This is a genomic window from Lachnoclostridium sp. An196 (assembly GCF_002160135.1).
GTDB lineage: Bacteria > Bacillota > Clostridia > Lachnospirales > Lachnospiraceae > Hominiventricola > Hominiventricola avistercoris.
In genome coordinates, this window is the sequence record NZ_NFJZ01000013.1 from 40,184 (window position 1) to 55,944 (window position 15,761).

Consider the following 15,761-nt stretch of genomic DNA (forward strand, 5'->3'; position numbering starts at 1 on the left):
CTCTATTTTCCCTCTTTCTTTATAATAACTGTCGTAAAGTAGCTGTATTCTCTGTCTGCATCCAACGGTCCGACATATTCGTCTTCCATCCCCACTCTGGACAGAACGGTGGCGTGGGACAGGGGAATGTTTCTCTCCTCCATCATCTGACGCAGTTTGCCGATGCTGTTCCCGGCTTTCATCACCACAATATTCTCAAAGGAATCAAACGCGGTCTTAAGCGCGGCGTTCTCTCTGGCTGACGGGACGATAGCCAATGCTTCGTTGCCCTCCATCAGGGCCACCTGGGCACGGGCTGCGCCGCTGCAGAAGGAAGGAATCCCGGGGATAATCTCCGTCTCGAAACCCTCTGCCGCCAGGTAATCGTTCACATACATATAGGTGCTGTACACCGACACATCTCCCAGCGTGATCATGGCAATATCTTTTCCCTTGCGAAGTTCGTCCGCCAGCAGTTCGCAGGCCGCCTGACGGCATTTCTTTCTCTCTTCCTCGTCAGGATGCATACGGAAGACCACTTCCATGATCTCTTTCCGGTCCAGATCCACCACCGGTCGGATGATCTCCAGAGCCGTGCTGTATTCTCCTTCTTCCTTTACCGGTACCGCGATGATATCCGCGCTGTCCAGGATTTTTTTCGCCTTCAGCGTCAGAAGTTCCGGATCCCCGGGGCCCACGCCGATTCCATAAATCTTACCCATCTCTGTTCTCCTTATTGTCCATTGCAAAAAAATAGCCCGCATACCGAAGTATGCAGGTCTCATCGCGCATCGTATATACCGCGAACACAGGTGTCCGTCATGGCTGCGGTCAGGATCTGCTTTCTTCGGAAGCTCTCCCTGTCTCAGAAAGCAGGTTTCCTGACTTACGTTCGCAGCTCTATCTCTCCTTCTCACCGGCGCCGCGTCTTCCTGCGGCGTCTTCCTGGCAATGGCTTTATAAGATATCGCTCCCGCTTACAGTGACCGGATCGTTCAGGACTTCCACCTGATTCCCTTTTCCGCCCGCCTTTGGGCGCACTTTCTGATCATTTTTGTCCACGGACATCATATCACATCCGTGAGCATTCGTCAACGAAGCGGCTCCTCCCGCGTATTCAAATATTTTCAGCAAGCTGTGCTTTCCCTCACCTTCCAGATATGACGCCAATACCTCAACGCAAGGAATATCGCACAGACTGCAGTCACAATATCCGCCAGAAAATATCTCAGTCCGGCCTGTCCAAGAGGGAGCAAACCCGGAAGTAAGAATATGGAAAAAATCATAAGCCCGCCGGCAAAGATCTGCGGTCTTTCCAGTTTATGCCTTTTTCCCATATCCGCCGACGTGATAAAAAGCAGTATCATGCCGGCTATCAAAGATATCATCCAATACCACGATGCCTCTGTACTGTACAATCCGGAAGAATAACCGTCCCAGCCGCCGTTCATCAGGATAACCGCTCCCCAGCGTCCGAAAAACATCCTGGAATCTCTTTGCCGGCGTTTTTTCTTTTCTTCCCGAAACCGCTGCTCTTCTGCGGGTTCCCGCGGACCTACAAGTTCAGAAACATTCATCTCAAACAGAGCGGCAAGTTCTGCCAGATTGGCCGCTGTAGGTTTAGTTTTTCCCGCCTCCCATTTGGCGACAGCCTGTCGGCTGATTCCCAGTTGATCAGCTACATATTCCTGGGACATCTGGAGCTGCGTACGTCTCGTCTTAATATTTTCGCCCAATGCCATATCCATATCCCCCTTCCGGCCCTGATGGTATAATTCGTATTTCATGCTTATTTTACCATGGAACACAGGTTGCGCACCAGCAACTATCACGCAACCGGCGGCTTCTCCCGCATTAAAATTGACATATTTTCACACAATGATTATAATATCTTTATTACGTGTGTAAGATTTAAGGAGGAGTTCCTATGTCAGATCTGCCCCAGATTTCGGAAGCTGAATTCAAAGTCATGAAAGTCATATGGAAATACGCGCCTATCAGCACCAATGAGATTACAGACCGTCTGACCAAGTCCACTTCGTGGAGTCCGAAAACCATCCAGACCCTGATCAAACGTCTGGTAACCAAAAAAGTTCTTTCCTATGAAAAGCAGGGACGGGTATTCGTATATACGCCTCTGGTAAATGAAAAAGATTACGTGAGCCAGGAAAGCAGATCTTTTCTGCAGCGTTTCTATGACGGCAATATTGCCACCATGCTTTCAGCTTATATTGAAAATGAACGGTTGTCAAAATCGGAGATTGATTCTCTCCGTTCCCTTTTGTCCGGTAAAGATACACAGGAGGAAAGAAAAGATTTTTAAAGGAGAAACCGCATGGCGCATTTTATCATCCGTTTTTTATTTTGTAATCTTCTGATCTGCCTGGCTGTGGGCGTCCTTCTGGGCGCGAAACAGCTGTTCCGCCGCTGTCTCACTAGCCATATGCAGTATCATCTGTGGTTTCTGCTGCTGGGAATCCTGGCAGTCCCCTTCCTGCCGATTCGTCTCTCCGGATTCCTGCCGTTTTTCTCCTGGTTTGAAAAAATGCCTGCCGCATCCGCTTCCCCCGCCGGATCTGCCGCAGCGCAGGCCGGCACCATCAATCAGGCTGTTTCCGGGAACTGGATGAATGATTTTACCCTATCTGTCGCCCGGGATGCTTCTATCGCAGGAACTCTCCTGAGTGTTCTGTGGGTCCTCGGTATCCTGGCGATGCTCCTGATGATCGGCAGATCCCGGATTCAGTTTCATGCAGTCAGAAAATCGGCGCTCCCTCTGGAGAACAGAAAAATTTATCAGATATATCAGGACTGTCTGTCCGAGATGAAGATCCGAAAAGCCATTCCCATTTACAGCGCGGCATTTCTGACTTCACCCGTTATGGACGGTCTTTTTCTCCCGCGCGTTTATGTGCCGCTTCCGCTCATCTCCGATTGTCGGGAAAACGAACTGCGGTACATCCTGCTCCATGAGCTGCAGCATTATCGGCGCCGGGATGCTCTGGTCAATTATCTCATGGCAGCCGCCGGCGTTCTGTACTGGTTCAACCCTGTCGTATGGTTCGCTTTTAAGCAGATCCGCACAGACAGAGAGATCGCCTGCGACACTTCTGTTCTGGAAATAATCGGAGAGGACTCCCGCATTGACTATGGCAATACCCTGATCAATTTTGCCGAGAAAATATCTTTTTCACCGTTTCAGTTTTCTCTGGGAATCAACGGAAACGCGGCTCAGATCCGGAAAAGGATCCTGAATATCGCCGGCTACCGCCCTGTCACTGTCAGGAGAAAACTGTACGGACTTCTCTCCTGCGTTCTGACCGCCATTCTTCTGTCTGGATTTCTTCCCGCCCTGTCTTCAAGGGCTGCAGACACGGACCGGTATCACGGCCGGGAAAACGTCCGGAATATCTCCGACCTGGATCTGAGCACATATTTTGGCGCCTATGACGGGAGCTTCGTGTTATATGACGCCGCTTCTGATTCCTGGCAGATCTATGAGAAAGAAAATGCATCGACCCGGATACCTCCCGCTTCGACTTATAAGATCTACAGCGCCCTGTTCAGCCTTCAGTCAGGCGTCATCTCCCGGGAGGATTCGCGGATACCCTGGGACGGGCAGGATTATGCCTTCGATTCCTGGAACGCGGATCAGACTCTGGAATCTGCCATGTCTGATTCTGTTACATGGTATTTTCAGGAGATCGACCGCAGGCTCGGTATTTCCGCTATCGATAATTTTATACAGGAAATCGGCTACGGCAACGAAACTGTCAGCAGCAGCGCCTTGACCTACTGGTATGATTCCTCTCTGAAGATCTCTCCCATAGAGCAGGTAGAGATGCTGGAAAAGTTTTATAATAATGATTTTGGATTTTCGTCTGAAAATATTGAGACGGTCAAAGATTCGATCCGGCTCTTCTCCGGCGGAAACGGCGTACTCTATGGAAAAACCGGCACGCTGGCGTCTGAAGGCCAAAACGTATGCGGATGGTTCATAGGATTTATCGAAAGAGAAGACGCCCCTCTGTATTTCGCCGTCAATATACAGGATGAAGACAGCGCGGCGGGTGCCGCTGCGGCAGAGCTTGCCTTTTCGGTTTTGTCCGACATGGGGATCTGGGATCAGGACAGATAGGGGGAGTGCCGCCTCCCCTTATCTACTGTTTTCGCAATAATCAGATATAATCTGAACGGCAATATCCCTGGCCGCGGCGCTGGTGGCATCCCTTTCTTCTGACTGCCCCAAATATACGCAAAAATATACGGGTTCTTCCGATGTTTCCGCAAATCCTGTAAACCACGCATCCACAGTTATACCGTCCGTCTTTCCCATTCCTGTTTTTCCGTACACAGGAATGTCCGTCCCATACTCCTCCGGCAGACGCATAACTTCTTTTAATATCTCTATTGTTTCTTCTGAATACGTACTGTTTTCTCCAAAGATCCGTTCCATGACCTCTGTCTGTTCTTTCGGAGAGATCTTAAGCGAAGACTCGATCCAGAATCCGGTCAGCGCGCGGTTGCTGTTATTTGTATTCTGTTCTCCCTTCCAGTCAGAGATGTCGCAGTTCCCGTAAGCAAGCTTTTCCAGTTCCTTCTGCATTGTCTCCCGGCCGATCTCGTCTATGACCTCCCGGAAATACCAGACACAGGAAGTACGGAACGCGTCCTCAAATCCAATATCCCGGTTCCAGTCCTCGTTCCAGAACATCTCTCCGCTCCATGTCCGCACAGAATCGTCCGGCAGGATGATCCCCTGCTCCAGACCGATCAGGGAAGATATGATCTTGAAGGTAGAGCACGGTGATCTGCGTGTCCCGGCCAGTTCGCCATTGTATACGGCATAGCGGTTTTCCGCGCGGTCGTAGATCACCGCCGCTCCGGTCAGCCCGCCAAAATACGAAGACCAGTCTTCGTCCATGGTCTGAGGTTCTGCTTCCTCTTCCGGCTCCTCTTCCGCATCTTCTTCCTGCGGAATATTCTGCGGCCTATCCTCAGTAATATCCTGCGGCTCTTCGGAAATATTCACAGGTTCTGCAGGCGGTTCTTCCGGTTTTGCATTCCTCCATGATGATACGGTCAAAATCAGAATGATAACGCATATTGCCGCCCCCAGTCCGAGACAAACTTTTTTCATCGGTGTTCCTCCTGCTTTTCATTTATTACATTCGTAAGATTTGTATTCAAATATTACATCCGTAATAGTAAAAAGTCAAGTCTTCTTGAAAAATACGCCAGACCTTTTAAGTCTGACGCATTTTCAGGTTTTATTTTAATTTTCTTCCGTATTCCCGGCGATTTTCTCCGGCTCCGTCCCCAGGATTTCCATAAATTCGTCTCCTGTGATCGTCTCTTTCTCATAAAGATATTTCGCCAGTTCATGCAGCTTCATCGCGTGTGTTTTCAGAAGATCCACAGCTTTTTCATACTGCTTTTTCAAAAGCTGGTTCACCTTCTCGTCCACCACTGCCGCAGTCTCCGCCGCGCACGCCAGGGAAGCGTCGCCGCCCAGATACTGATTGCCCACCGTCTCCAGCGCCATCATGCCGAACTCATCGCTCATGCCATACCGGGTGATCATGGCTCTCGCCAGTTTCGTCATCTGCTCGATATCATTGGAAGCTCCCGTGGTAATGGAACCGAAGATCAGCTGCTCCGCAGCCCGGCCTCCTGCATATGTAGCAATCTTATTTTCCAGTTCTTCCTTGCTTAAAAGGTGCTGTTCCTGCGCTTCCACCTGCATGGTATAACCCAGTGCGCCGGAAGTACGGGGGATAATCGTGATCTTCGTAACCGGAGCAGAATGAGTCTGCAGCGCCGCCACCAGCGCATGACCGGTTTCATGATAAGCCACGATCATTTTCTCTTTATCAGACAGCACCGCATTCTTTTTCTGATATCCGGCAATTACCACTTCAATACTTTCTTCCAAATCTGCCTGGGTCACATACGCCCTTCCGCTTCGCACAGCCCGGAGAGCAGCTTCATTGACCATATTGGCCAGCTCGGCTCCTGACGCTCCGGCTGCCGCTCTTGCGATAGCATTAAAATCGATATCGTCTCCAAGTTTCACTTTCTTGGCATGAACCCTGAGAATAGCCTCTCTGCCGTTGAGATCCGGCAATTCCACCGGTATCCTCCTGTCAAAGCGGCCCGGACGGAGCAGGGCCGGATCCAGGGTCTCCGGGCGGTTGGTCGCCGCCAGAATCACGACGCCTTTGGAGCTGTCAAATCCATCCATCTCTGTCAAAAGCTGGTTCAGTGTCTGCTCTCTCTCATCATTCCCTCCGATGCCGTTTCCGTCGCGCTTCTTCCCGATCGTGTCAATCTCGTCAATAAATACAATGCAGGGCGCTTTTTCATTGGCCTGTTTAAACAGATCTCTCACTTTCGCGGCTCCCATGCCCACGAACATCTCCACAAACTCGGAACCGGAGATGGAAAAAAACGGGACTTCCGCTTCGCCCGCCACCGCTTTTGCAAGGAGAGTTTTACCCGTTCCGGGAGGCCCTACCAGCAGAGCGCCTTTAGGCATCTTTGCCCCGATTTCCTGGTATTTATCCGGATTATGCAGGAAATCCACAATCTCCTGCAAAGCATCTTTGGCCTCTTCTTCACCTGCCACGTCGCTGAATTTAATGCCGGTCTCGCTGGCCACATAGACTTTGGCATTGCTTTTTCCAAAAGACATGGCGTTTTCAAAACCGCCTCCCATTTTCTTCATCAGACTTCTGGACAGAAGCTGTCCGATGGCGATAAAGATTACCAGCGGAATCACAATTGAAAGAATCCCGCTCAGAAGAGGCGACATTTCTTCCTCGTGCACCTCTCCGAATTTACACCCGGACGCATACAGACGGTCAACCAGAGAAGTATCCGAATTGAAAGTAGTTGTCCGATAATAGGTCGGCTCTTCTTCCTTGTCTGTGAAATAAATATAATCCTGCTCCACCTGTACGACAGCCACTTCTTTTTCATCCAGCATGTTCAGAAATGTCCCATAATCCACTTCCTCAATCTGCTGCTTAAGAATGCTCGGAAAAAGAAATGTGTTCAGCAGAATCATGATCACAAGCACGATACAGTAATAAAATATCAGGGGCTTTTTAGGGGGTTTTACCTGTTGCATCAACTTCACTCCTTATTATCCTATAATAAACGGCACTGGCCGCCGCCAAACATACAATATCATATATTTTCTCTTCACTCAATAAACTAAATATAAACTGATGAATATAAACTAAGTTCCATTTTTCTCTTTTCTTTTCCGATAATATTCGGTACAATAAAGGCATCAAACAATCGGAGGCGTTTATCTATGAAGACATATGATGTGATCGCTTTGGGCGAACTTTTAATCGACTTTACGCAGAATGGATTGAGCGAACAGGGAAACGGTCTTTTTGAAGCCAATCCCGGCGGCGCTCCCTGCAATGTGCTTTCCATGCTGAACAATCTGGGTAAAAAAACATCCTTTATCGGAAAAGTAGGCAACGACCAGTTTGGTCTCACATTAAAACATTCTCTGGAAGACCTGGGGATCGGCACAGAAAATCTGTTGATGGACGATCAGGTACATACAACTCTGGCTCTGGTTCATACTTTTGAAAACGGAGACCGGGATTTTTCCTTCTACCGCAATCCGGGTGCGGACATGATGCTTCGCGCAGATGAACTGAATGAAGAACTGCTGCAGGATACCCGCCTCTTCCATTTCGGGACTCTCTCCATGACCCACGAAGGCGTACGGGAAGCAACAAAAAAGGCCGTTCGAATCGCAAAAGAATCCGGCGCACTGGTAAGCTTTGATCCCAACTTAAGAGAGCCTCTGTGGGATACTCTCGACAATGCAAAAGAACAGGTTCGCTGGGGTCTGGGACAATGCGATGTGCTGAAGATCTCTGATAATGAGATCCAGTGGCTGACCGGAGAAAAGGATTTCACCAGGGGCGTTGCGAAGATTCGTGAAGAATTTCCGATTCCGCTGATTCTGGTATCCATGGGAGGCGACGGAAGCCGGGCATACTATAACGGCGGGTATGTGGAAGCAGCCCCATTCCTTCAGAAGAATACCATCGAGACCACCGGAGCCGGAGATACCTTCTGTGCCTGCGTCATCAATTATGTACTGGATCACGGACTGAAAGGACTGACAGACGATCAATTAAAAGAGATGCTTACCTTCGCCAATGCCGCCGCATCCATCATCACCACACGCAAAGGCGCTCTGCGTGTCATGCCGCAAAAGCAGGAAGTGCTGGATTTTCTCGCTGCACACTCATAAAACAGCCGATTATTCCGGAAGGCATGAAATTACTGCCCGTCATTTTATTTTTAAGGAGGGATCTATATGGATTTCTTAGACAAAATCAATGAATTTGCCAGAACAGCCGCTGACAAAACCGGCGAAGCCATCGACACCGCCCGGCTGAAAGCCCAGATCATGAACGATACCAAATCCATCAAGGAGCTGGAGGCAAAGATCGGCGAACATTATTACAAAAAATTTGCCGCCGGAGAACCCGTAGATGAAGAAGTCATGGAATACTGCACCGCCATCTCCGTCCATAAACAGAGCATAAAAGAAAAAGAAGCGGCTCTGAGCACGGAACGGACAGTGTCCGGCAACTTTGCGGATGAGGATCCATTCGCATAATCTTAAACACATTTGGGACTGTGCATTTTGCACAGTCCCAGGCACTGTCACTCCGCAACCACATCCGCATATTCCGCTCCCGCGGCTTTTCTCAGATCTTCCGGCTTAAGTTCCAGCTGTGTTCCGATTCTTCCTCCGCTGACCACAATCTTTTCCAGCTTTTCAGCGCTCGCGTCAATCCTGGTCACATACTGTTTCTTCATGCCGACTGCCGTGCAGCCGCCCCGGATATAACCGGTCACCTGCTGGATTTCTTTTACATGGATCATGGATAGGGATTTCTCCCCCACTACCTTTGCCGCTTTCTTCAGATCCAGTTCTTTGTCTATGGGAATCACAAACACAAAATAATTCTTGCTGTTTCCCACCGTCACCAGCGTCTTATATACCTTTTCATATGGCAGATGCAGCATATCCGCAATCTGGAGCGCATCTACGAACTCTTCGCATTCATACGTATGCGCTTCATAAAGGATCTTCATCCGATCCAGGATACGCATAGCATTTGTCTTGATCTCTTTTGATTTCGCCATGATTTTCCTCCGCACAAGATGTTCTCTACAGGCTATACTTTATCACATCTGCGAAGAATTTCCATACTTTATATTATAATTCGACCGAAGGCGCGCCCGCAAGCGTCATCCGGTTCCGAAGGAGGCCTGCTCATGGACACTCTGATGAATGTCAGTCACGTCAGTTATGCGTACCATACCCTGAGCGGGGAGACCATGGCTCTGTCAGATATCACCTTTTCCGTGGGAGAGGGGGAATTTCTGGCCATCGTAGGGCCCAGCGGCTGCGGCAAATCCACGCTGCTCTCCCTCCTCTCCGGTCTGATGGAACCGGAACAGGGCACCATCGAGATCCGTCAAGATACCGAAGAAGGCAAGACCCAGATCGGATATATGCTCCAGAAAGACCATCTTTTTGAATGGAGGACCGTCTACCGCAATGTCATCCTGGGACTGGAGATTCAGAACCGGATGACACCGGAAAATCTTTCCCATGTGGATCAGCTTCTGGAAGAATACGGCCTGTCCAGATTCAAAAATGCCCGTCCTTCCGAGCTGTCCGGCGGTATGCGCCAGCGCGCGGCGCTGATCCGGACGCTGGCCCTGGATCCTCAGCTTCTGTTGTTGGATGAACCGTTTTCCGCCCTGGACTATCAAACCCGTCTGAATGTCTGCGACGATGTATATCAGATCATACAAAAAGAAAAAAAGACCGCGGTGCTGGTCACCCACGATCTTTCTGAAGCTATCAGTATGGCGGACCGGGTCCTGATCCTGTCCAGCCGCCCCGCCGCCGTCCGCAAGACCGTCGAGATCCGATTCACCGCAGACGGGCTGACTCCCATGGAGCGGCGGCAGGCTCCGGAATTCAAAGACTATTTCAATGAAATCTGGAAGGAGTTGAATCACTATGCCTGATGTTTCTCTCCGCCAGGCGGAATATATCCGCCGCCACCGCCGCCACCATCATCTGGTCGCTCTCTGCCGTTTCCTGGCTTTTGCCGGCTTCCTGGTCCTCTGGGAGATCAGTGTCAATCTGGAATGGATCGATGCCTTTATCTTCAGCAGTCCCAGCCGGGTACTGCAGACAATTCTGGAAATGGGCGGTGACCACACCCTGTTCCGCCATACCGGCATCACTCTTTATGAGACTCTGCTGAGTTTTGCCCTGGTCATTCTGGTCAGTTTTCTGGCAGCGACTCTTCTATGGTTCTCCAGTTCTCTCTCCGAGATCCTGGAGCCCTGGCTGGTCATACTGAACAGTCTGCCCAAATCAGCTCTGGCCCCGCTCCTGATTGTATGGCTGGGCGCCAACATGAAGACGATCATCATCGCCGGTATGTCCGTGGCAGTATTTGGCAGTATCATCAGCATGTATACAGCGTTTCGCACTACAGATGAAGAAGAGATCAAACTGATCTACACGCTCGGCGGCTCCCGCATGCAGGTGCTTCGCTGCGTAGTATTTCCATCCAGCGTACCCGCCATCATCAGCATCCTGAAGGTCAACATCGGCCTTTGTCTGGTCGGCGTCATCATCGGCGAATTCCTGGCCGCCCGGGAAGGGCTGGGATATCTCATCATATACTCCAGCCAGGTATTCAAGCTGAACTATCTGATCGCCGCCCTGATCATCCTTTGCCTCATCGCCTTCTGCCTGTATCAGGCGATCCAGAAGCTGGAGCACCATATCCGGAAAAACAGAAAACTCTAGATTTCCTCCTGCGCAGTACGCACTGCCTTCAGGATCGCCTGTTCCATTACCTCCGCAGCCAGCGTTCCTGCCATATTGATATCTGCTTCCACCTCTCCGCAGGACGCGGCATAGATCGTGTCTCCGTCCGCCATCGTCCCTACCGGATAGATACAGCGGGCGTAGGCACATCTGGTCATAGAAGCGATCTTCCCCATCTCTGCTTTGGAAAACCTTCCGTTAGTCACTACAGCGCCAATCGTGGTATTTCCGGCAAACAGATCTGTCTTTCGGCTGATTTTATACATCTCCCGGCAGCTGTCTGCAAAACCGGTTCCATCTTCGGTCCGCAGCCCGGCGATCCTCTGTCCGCACGAGGGATCTACAATATCTCCCAGGGCATTGACTGCCACCACCGCCGCCATCTTAAGCTCCCCTGCCTGCACCGCACAAATACCCAGTCCGGACTTCATGGCCCGCTCCATTCCATAGAGCTTGCCCACCGAAGCGCCGGTTCCTGCGCCTCTGCTTCCGCAGAAAGGACTGTTATGCTCTGCGTCCAGACACGCGTCATATCCCATACGGGCGTCCGGCCGCACATCGGCTCTTCCCAGGCCCAGATCATAGATACAGGACTGGCAGACCAGAGGCACCTTCGCAAACCCGGTGTCAAAACCGACTCCCCGTTCTTCCAGATAACGCATGACGCCGTCTCCGGCCGCCAGGCCGTAGGCAGATCCTCCGGAAAGCACGATGGCATGGACCGGATTGTCCGCAGTAAGCGGATCGGCCAGAAGAGTCTCACGGGACGCAGGCCCTCCGCCGCTCACATCTATTCCTACCCTGGCTCCCTGATCAAACAAAAGTACCGTGACTCCTGTCTTAGCCTCCTCATCCTGAGCGTTCCCTATCCTCAGGCCTTCGATCCGGCCTGCCGGAATCTCCTGCAGTACATCGCTATGCAGCATTCTTCTTATCTCCTCCTCTTCTTATACCTGTTTCAGCGCCACCGCCAGCGTCCGCGACACAGCGCCTGCGATCACGCAGCATACAGCCGCCTCAATCAATCCCTGGACACCCACAAACGCCACCACGAACAGGAAAGGGTTGGTCGTTCCAAAGGTCTGTGCAAATCCCTGGATATAATCCGTCTGATAGAAAAATACAACCAGGGAAGTCATGTAAAGCACTGTATTCAAAACCGGGCATGCCAGACTTGCCGTCAAATATGCTCCATTCTTCATCACCTTTCTGGCGGCACGGAAGATCAGTCCGCACAGCCACCCTTCCAGAACTCTCGGCACAATACATGTAAACGCCGTCGCCGCAGGATTTATGCTGAACAGCATAGTTCCGAAAAAGCCAATGCCGAAACATTGCATCAGACTGGTAATTCCAAAAGCCAGGCCGCATACGGCACCCCCTTTCGGCCCCAGCAGGATAGCTCCGACCGCCACCGGCACGGTCAGGAAAGTGATAGACAGACCCAGGGTCTGAAAATACCCCAGCGGCGTAAAGGCCATGATAAAGATGATCGCCACCATCAATGCCAGTTCCACCATGTACAAAGTGCCCGTTGTGTTGTTATTCCTCATTTTTTTCTCCTTCCGGCTGATAAAACGGCGCATACGCGTCCCCTGTCTTTCAGCTCTTTAAATTTTGGGGATTCTAGAAATTGGTGAAAACGCAGTCAGCCTGCATACAGAACAGACATACGGCCTTATATGAGTTGCCGCCTTGGTCGGCACTTTTTAAACCGGATGTCCATATGAATCAAGATATCAGAAACAGTATATGGCGATGCGTTTTCTCGCAAGAATAACGTTCCCTTATAATATAACACACCAGTTCAAAATAACAACCATATATTTCTGTTGACGAAAAAGAGATTCTGTGATATCTTTTATTTAGACATTTAGAAAATCATCTAATTATTATGAAAAAATGGAAAAAGGAGGCATGTTTATGGGATTTCAGGATAGTTTCAAAGCGCTGTCCGACCCTACGAGGCGGGAAATTCTTTCTCTTCTTCGCGCCGGTCCCATGACGGTAGGCGAGATTCTGGAACACTTTGATATGACCGGAGCCTCGCTCTCCCACCATCTCTCGGTCCTCCGGCAGGCCGGTCTGATCGATGATGAGAAAAAGGGCAAATATATCTTCTATACTTTAAATACCACCGTACTGGACGACATCCTGAAATGGATGATGTCGCTGAAAGGAGTGTCTGACCATGAGGAACACTAAACTTCGTATCGTGAATTATGTCATTGCCGTCTGCAATCTTCTGCTGGCCGGCGTCTTTTATCCGCTTCTTCCGGACCGGATCCCCATGAACTGGAGCTTTGACGGTACCGCTGCCTACAGTGCCAAGTATGAAATATTTCTCATGTGCGGCATGGGTATCCTGATCGCTTTTCTCCTGGATGTACTGCCCAAGATTGATCCCAGACGACAGAACTACCAGAAGTTCAGCTCATATTATGACAGTTTCTGCATAGTTATACAGTTATTCCTCCTGGCCATGACCGGAATCATCCTGACAGAAAGCTTCCGTCCCGGAACAGTCTCCGTCCAGTATGTCGTCATGCTCGCCGTGGGACTGCTGTTTATGTATATCGGCAACATCATGCCTAAATTCAAAAGCAATTTTTTCTGCGGCGTCAAGACGCCGTGGGCCCTGTCCAGCGAAGAAATCTGGCGCAAAAGCCAGCGCCTGGGCGGAAAATGTTTTTTCATCGCCGGGATACTGGTCATCTTCTCCCTGCTGCTCCCAAGCCCTGAGACGGCGTACGCGGTCGTTTTAGCTGCTGTCTTTGCGGCCGCTCTGATACCCTGCGTAATGTCCTATGTGTGGTGGCGTCAGGAGCAAAACAGTGAAAAGCACTGAGACTTATTTCGACAATAGACGGCGTCCTGCTCCTTTGTGGAGGACAGGGCGCCGTCTGCGCAGAAAAAACTTTTCTATTTCGCCCGAATCTCCTGCCGCATAAAGCACACGTAGGATCCGGCAAATGTAATCAGCATCAATGCGATCAACCCCGCCAGGTGAGGCCATACCAGCAGAAGGCTCTGTCCCAGGCTCAGATATCCGCTGATCGCTCCGGACAGGGACTCTACCGTGATCACATTCACGGAACGCACACTGGGATTCATAATCGTCGTTACGGCCTCGCTGTACAGATAATACGGCGAAAGCCTGTTGATATCCAGCTCCAGTGTATAATTTCCATAAGAATTGTAAAGCGCCTGCATCTCATTATTCACGGGATACACCAGATTGGCGATCATGCTGGCCACCAGTCCCATGAACAGCGCGCAGAACAGCCACACTCCGATTGCCGCCATGGCGGAGGCCGCCGCATTCTGACAGATCACCGAAAACCAGAGCGATAATCCCAGCCAGAAACTGATATAGACTGCCGTAAAGAGCAGAAACACAAAAATTCTGGCGATCTCTTCCAGGCTGGGCGGCACCCCCAGGCACAGAAGCCCCAGAGCTCCGATGGAGACGCCCATGGCAAATACCATCGTGAAAATCAACGTGGTCCCTGCAAGAAATTTCCCGTTTATAATAGAATCCCGGTAGATAGGCTGAGCGGCGATGCGGTACAGCGTCCGCTCGGATTTCTCTCCGCTGATTCCGTCAAATCCCAGGATCACGCCTACAAACGGTCCCAGGAGAGCGATAAAGGACATAAAAGAGGGTATAGAACTCCCGCTCGTAGTGTACAGGGCCAGAAACAGATAATCCGATCCTTCCGAAGAAGTGATACCGGTAAGCGCCCCATAAAGGCTGGCATAGCTGGTCACACAGACCAGGACCAGGATCATCAGAAACTTTTTGCTTCGGATATGATCCATCATTTCCTTCTGATAAAGCGCGTGAAGTCCCCGGATATTATCTTCATTCCTTGCGAAAACCGCGTCCAAGCTTCGGAAAACGCGTTCCCAAAGCTGTCCGGGACTGCTGTTCTTTTTCGGCTTTTTCAAAATACCGGCTGTAAATTTCATCCAGATCTCCTCCTTTCTGACGAAGCTGCAGCAATGTATAACCGTTTGCCGCCAGCGCAAGCGTCGCTTTCCTTCTCAAATCCTCTCTGGACCGGACGATCAGCAGCTCGCCCTCCCTTTCTACAGAATCAACGCCTTCCATTCTGCTCATAAGCTGAACCAGCGCGTCATTATCCGGCTCGGCGGCAAGCTCCAGCGTATATCTGCCTTCACTCTCCATCTGCCGGCCCAACTCTTCGATTGTCCCGCAGGCAATCAGACGCCCGTCCACAAAGATACCTACCCGGTCGCAGATCTGCTGGATCTGATATAGCTGATGGGAGGAGATCAGGATTGTTCTGCCGTCTTTTTCTGAGAGTTCCCGGATCAGTCTCAAAAGATCCCGCATACCCTGAGGATCGATGCCCAGCGTCGGTTCATCCATGATAATGACCTCCGGATCCTTAATCAATACATCCGCGATACCCAGCCTCTGTTTCATACCTCTGGAATATGTTCCCGTCTTTTTATCCGCCGCATCTGTCATACCGACCCGCTCCAGAAGGTTTTCCGTCCGTTCCCGGATCACATCTTCCGGCAGACCGTTCAGGCGTCCGGTAAAATACAGATTCTCACGTCCGGTCATATCACTGTAAAATCCCACATTGTCCGGCAGATATCCTACAATCCTTTTCACATTAATCGGATCCCTGGTACAGTCTTTTCCGTCTATCCATGCCTGTCCGTCGCCGGGTTCCGTCAGTCCCAGAAGCATCAGGGTAGTTGTGGTCTTTCCTGCGCCGTTTGGCCCCAGGAGGCCAAATACTTCGCCTTTCTGAATCGTCAGATTCAGATGGTCCACCGCTACTTTCTCTCCGTAACGTTTTGTCAGACCTATGGTTTGAATAATCGTCTCCTTCATGGC

General features: G+C 50.6%; 17 protein-coding genes and 1 riboswitch. Of the genes, 8 read left to right on the top strand and 9 right to left on the bottom strand.

Annotated elements, in window-relative coordinates:
- Positions 1 to 2 precede the first annotated feature (2 nt).
- Together cobI and B5F29_RS13970 are read right to left on the bottom strand one after the other, a co-directional pair.
- Positions 3 to 701, bottom strand: coding sequence for a precorrin-2 C(20)-methyltransferase (gene cobI, locus B5F29_RS13965; protein WP_087155236.1), 699 nt, complete (start codon positions 699 to 701; stop codon positions 3 to 5).
- 132 nt (positions 702 to 833) lie between these two features.
- A riboswitch (cobalamin riboswitch) is annotated at positions 834 to 1,038 on the bottom strand.
- A 68-nt stretch (positions 1,039 to 1,106) separates the two neighbouring features.
- The gene (locus B5F29_RS13970; RefSeq protein WP_087155273.1) at positions 1,107 to 1,721 is read right to left on the bottom strand and encodes a helix-turn-helix domain-containing protein; all 615 of its coding nucleotides are present in this window, start codon (positions 1,719 to 1,721) and stop codon (positions 1,107 to 1,109) included.
- Positions 1,722 to 1,906: 185 nt separating this feature from the next.
- On the opposite strand from B5F29_RS13970, the gene B5F29_RS13975 reads away from it, so the two are divergent.
- Together B5F29_RS13975 and B5F29_RS13980 are read left to right on the top strand one after the other, a co-directional pair.
- On the top strand, positions 1,907 to 2,302 hold the full coding sequence (locus B5F29_RS13975; protein WP_087155237.1) for a BlaI/MecI/CopY family transcriptional regulator: 396 nt from the start codon (positions 1,907 to 1,909) through the stop codon (positions 2,300 to 2,302).
- A 12-nt stretch (positions 2,303 to 2,314) separates the two neighbouring features.
- Positions 2,315 to 4,117 (top strand): BlaR1 family beta-lactam sensor/signal transducer, encoded by a 1,803-nt coding sequence (locus B5F29_RS13980; RefSeq protein WP_087155238.1) that lies wholly within the window; start codon positions 2,315 to 2,317, stop codon positions 4,115 to 4,117.
- A gap of 18 nt (positions 4,118 to 4,135) precedes the next feature.
- Here the strand turns inward: B5F29_RS13980 and B5F29_RS13985 are convergent, their stop codons facing one another.
- Positions 4,136 to 5,119 carry a penicillin-binding transpeptidase domain-containing protein gene (locus B5F29_RS13985; RefSeq protein ID WP_206414220.1) on the bottom strand — a complete coding sequence of 328 codons (984 nt, stop codon included), beginning with the start codon at positions 5,117 to 5,119 and terminating at the stop codon, positions 4,136 to 4,138.
- A 135-nt stretch (positions 5,120 to 5,254) separates the two neighbouring features.
- A complete protein-coding gene (gene ftsH, locus B5F29_RS13990; RefSeq protein ID WP_087155239.1) occupies positions 5,255 to 7,111 on the bottom strand; it encodes an ATP-dependent zinc metalloprotease FtsH in 1,857 nt (618 codons plus the stop codon).
- A 189-nt stretch (positions 7,112 to 7,300) separates the two neighbouring features.
- Between ftsH and B5F29_RS13995 the strand changes: the two genes are divergently transcribed.
- Both B5F29_RS13995 and B5F29_RS14000 read left to right on the top strand, forming a co-directional pair.
- On the top strand, positions 7,301 to 8,266 hold the full coding sequence (locus B5F29_RS13995; RefSeq protein WP_087155240.1) for a carbohydrate kinase family protein: 966 nt from the start codon (positions 7,301 to 7,303) through the stop codon (positions 8,264 to 8,266).
- Between the two features lie 66 nt (positions 8,267 to 8,332).
- Positions 8,333 to 8,638, top strand: coding sequence for a hypothetical protein (locus B5F29_RS14000; RefSeq protein ID WP_087155241.1), 306 nt, complete (start codon positions 8,333 to 8,335; stop codon positions 8,636 to 8,638).
- Positions 8,639 to 8,685: 47 nt separating this feature from the next.
- Here the strand turns inward: B5F29_RS14000 and ybaK are convergent, their stop codons facing one another.
- Positions 8,686 to 9,171, bottom strand: a complete 486-nt coding sequence (ybaK, locus tag B5F29_RS14005; RefSeq protein ID WP_087155242.1) for a Cys-tRNA(Pro) deacylase — start codon at positions 9,169 to 9,171, stop codon at positions 8,686 to 8,688.
- A gap of 132 nt (positions 9,172 to 9,303) precedes the next feature.
- Between ybaK and B5F29_RS14010 the strand changes: the two genes are divergently transcribed.
- Entirely contained in the window at positions 9,304 to 10,068 is a 765-nt protein-coding gene (locus B5F29_RS14010) for an ABC transporter ATP-binding protein (RefSeq protein WP_087155243.1), read from the top strand.
- Positions 10,061 to 10,864 (top strand): ABC transporter permease, encoded by an 804-nt coding sequence (locus B5F29_RS14015; RefSeq protein WP_087155244.1) that lies wholly within the window; start codon positions 10,061 to 10,063, stop codon positions 10,862 to 10,864. Before B5F29_RS14010 ends, B5F29_RS14015 begins: the two co-directional genes overlap by 8 nt.
- On the opposite strand, the gene B5F29_RS14020 is transcribed toward B5F29_RS14015, so the two are convergent.
- The gene (locus B5F29_RS14020; protein ID WP_087155245.1) at positions 10,861 to 11,811 is read right to left on the bottom strand and encodes a P1 family peptidase; all 951 of its coding nucleotides are present in this window, start codon (positions 11,809 to 11,811) and stop codon (positions 10,861 to 10,863) included. The genes B5F29_RS14015 and B5F29_RS14020 overlap by 4 nt on opposite strands.
- Before the next feature lie 21 nt (positions 11,812 to 11,832).
- A complete protein-coding gene (locus tag B5F29_RS14025) occupies positions 11,833 to 12,438 on the bottom strand; it encodes an ECF transporter S component (RefSeq protein ID WP_242955678.1) in 606 nt (201 codons plus the stop codon).
- Positions 12,439 to 12,808: 370 nt separating this feature from the next.
- On the opposite strand from B5F29_RS14025, the gene B5F29_RS14030 reads away from it, so the two are divergent.
- Positions 12,809 to 13,090, top strand: a complete 282-nt coding sequence (locus tag B5F29_RS14030; RefSeq protein ID WP_087155247.1) for an autorepressor SdpR family transcription factor — start codon at positions 12,809 to 12,811, stop codon at positions 13,088 to 13,090.
- The gene (locus tag B5F29_RS14035) at positions 13,077 to 13,733 is read left to right on the top strand and encodes an SdpI family protein (protein ID WP_087155248.1); all 657 of its coding nucleotides are present in this window, start codon (positions 13,077 to 13,079) and stop codon (positions 13,731 to 13,733) included. The genes B5F29_RS14030 and B5F29_RS14035 overlap by 14 nt, the downstream gene beginning before the upstream one ends.
- Positions 13,734 to 13,807: 74 nt before the next feature.
- Here B5F29_RS14035 and B5F29_RS14040 read toward each other — a convergent pair whose 3' ends face one another.
- The gene (locus tag B5F29_RS14040) at positions 13,808 to 14,857 is read right to left on the bottom strand and encodes an ABC transporter permease (protein WP_087155249.1); all 1,050 of its coding nucleotides are present in this window, start codon (positions 14,855 to 14,857) and stop codon (positions 13,808 to 13,810) included.
- Positions 14,751 to 15,758: an ABC transporter ATP-binding protein gene (locus tag B5F29_RS14045; RefSeq protein WP_087155250.1), complete on the bottom strand. Its 1,008-nt coding sequence runs from the start codon at positions 15,756 to 15,758 to the stop codon at positions 14,751 to 14,753. The genes B5F29_RS14040 and B5F29_RS14045 overlap by 107 nt, the downstream gene beginning before the upstream one ends.
- Positions 15,759 to 15,761: the final 3 nt, after the last annotated feature.

Coding starts and splice junctions, on each gene's coding strand:
- B5F29_RS14030 (WP_087155247.1), top strand. CDS start 12,809: ATGGGATTTCAGGATAGTTTCAAAGCGCTGTCCGACCCTACGAGGCGG.
- B5F29_RS13985 (WP_206414220.1), bottom strand. CDS start 5,119: ATGAAAAAAGTTTGTCTCGGACTGGGGGCGGCAATATGCGTTATCATT.
- B5F29_RS14040 (WP_087155249.1), bottom strand. CDS start 14,857: ATGAAATTTACAGCCGGTATTTTGAAAAAGCCGAAAAAGAACAGCAGT.
- B5F29_RS14025 (WP_242955678.1), bottom strand. CDS start 12,438: ATGAGGAATAACAACACAACGGGCACTTTGTACATGGTGGAACTGGCA.
- B5F29_RS14035 (WP_087155248.1), top strand. CDS start 13,077: ATGAGGAACACTAAACTTCGTATCGTGAATTATGTCATTGCCGTCTGC.
- B5F29_RS14045 (WP_087155250.1), bottom strand. CDS start 15,758: ATGAAGGAGACGATTATTCAAACCATAGGTCTGACAAAACGTTACGGA.
- ybaK (WP_087155242.1), bottom strand. CDS start 9,171: ATGGCGAAATCAAAAGAGATCAAGACAAATGCTATGCGTATCCTGGAT.
- B5F29_RS14020 (WP_087155245.1), bottom strand. CDS start 11,811: ATGCTGCATAGCGATGTACTGCAGGAGATTCCGGCAGGCCGGATCGAA.
- B5F29_RS13970 (WP_087155273.1), bottom strand. CDS start 1,721: ATGGCATTGGGCGAAAATATTAAGACGAGACGTACGCAGCTCCAGATG.
- ftsH (WP_087155239.1), bottom strand. CDS start 7,111: ATGCAACAGGTAAAACCCCCTAAAAAGCCCCTGATATTTTATTACTGT.
- cobI (WP_087155236.1), bottom strand. CDS start 701: ATGGGTAAGATTTATGGAATCGGCGTGGGCCCCGGGGATCCGGAACTT.
- B5F29_RS14000 (WP_087155241.1), top strand. CDS start 8,333: ATGGATTTCTTAGACAAAATCAATGAATTTGCCAGAACAGCCGCTGAC.
- B5F29_RS13995 (WP_087155240.1), top strand. CDS start 7,301: ATGAAGACATATGATGTGATCGCTTTGGGCGAACTTTTAATCGACTTT.
- B5F29_RS14010 (WP_087155243.1), top strand. CDS start 9,304: ATGGACACTCTGATGAATGTCAGTCACGTCAGTTATGCGTACCATACC.
- B5F29_RS13980 (WP_087155238.1), top strand. CDS start 2,315: ATGGCGCATTTTATCATCCGTTTTTTATTTTGTAATCTTCTGATCTGC.
- B5F29_RS14015 (WP_087155244.1), top strand. CDS start 10,061: ATGCCTGATGTTTCTCTCCGCCAGGCGGAATATATCCGCCGCCACCGC.
- B5F29_RS13975 (WP_087155237.1), top strand. CDS start 1,907: ATGTCAGATCTGCCCCAGATTTCGGAAGCTGAATTCAAAGTCATGAAA.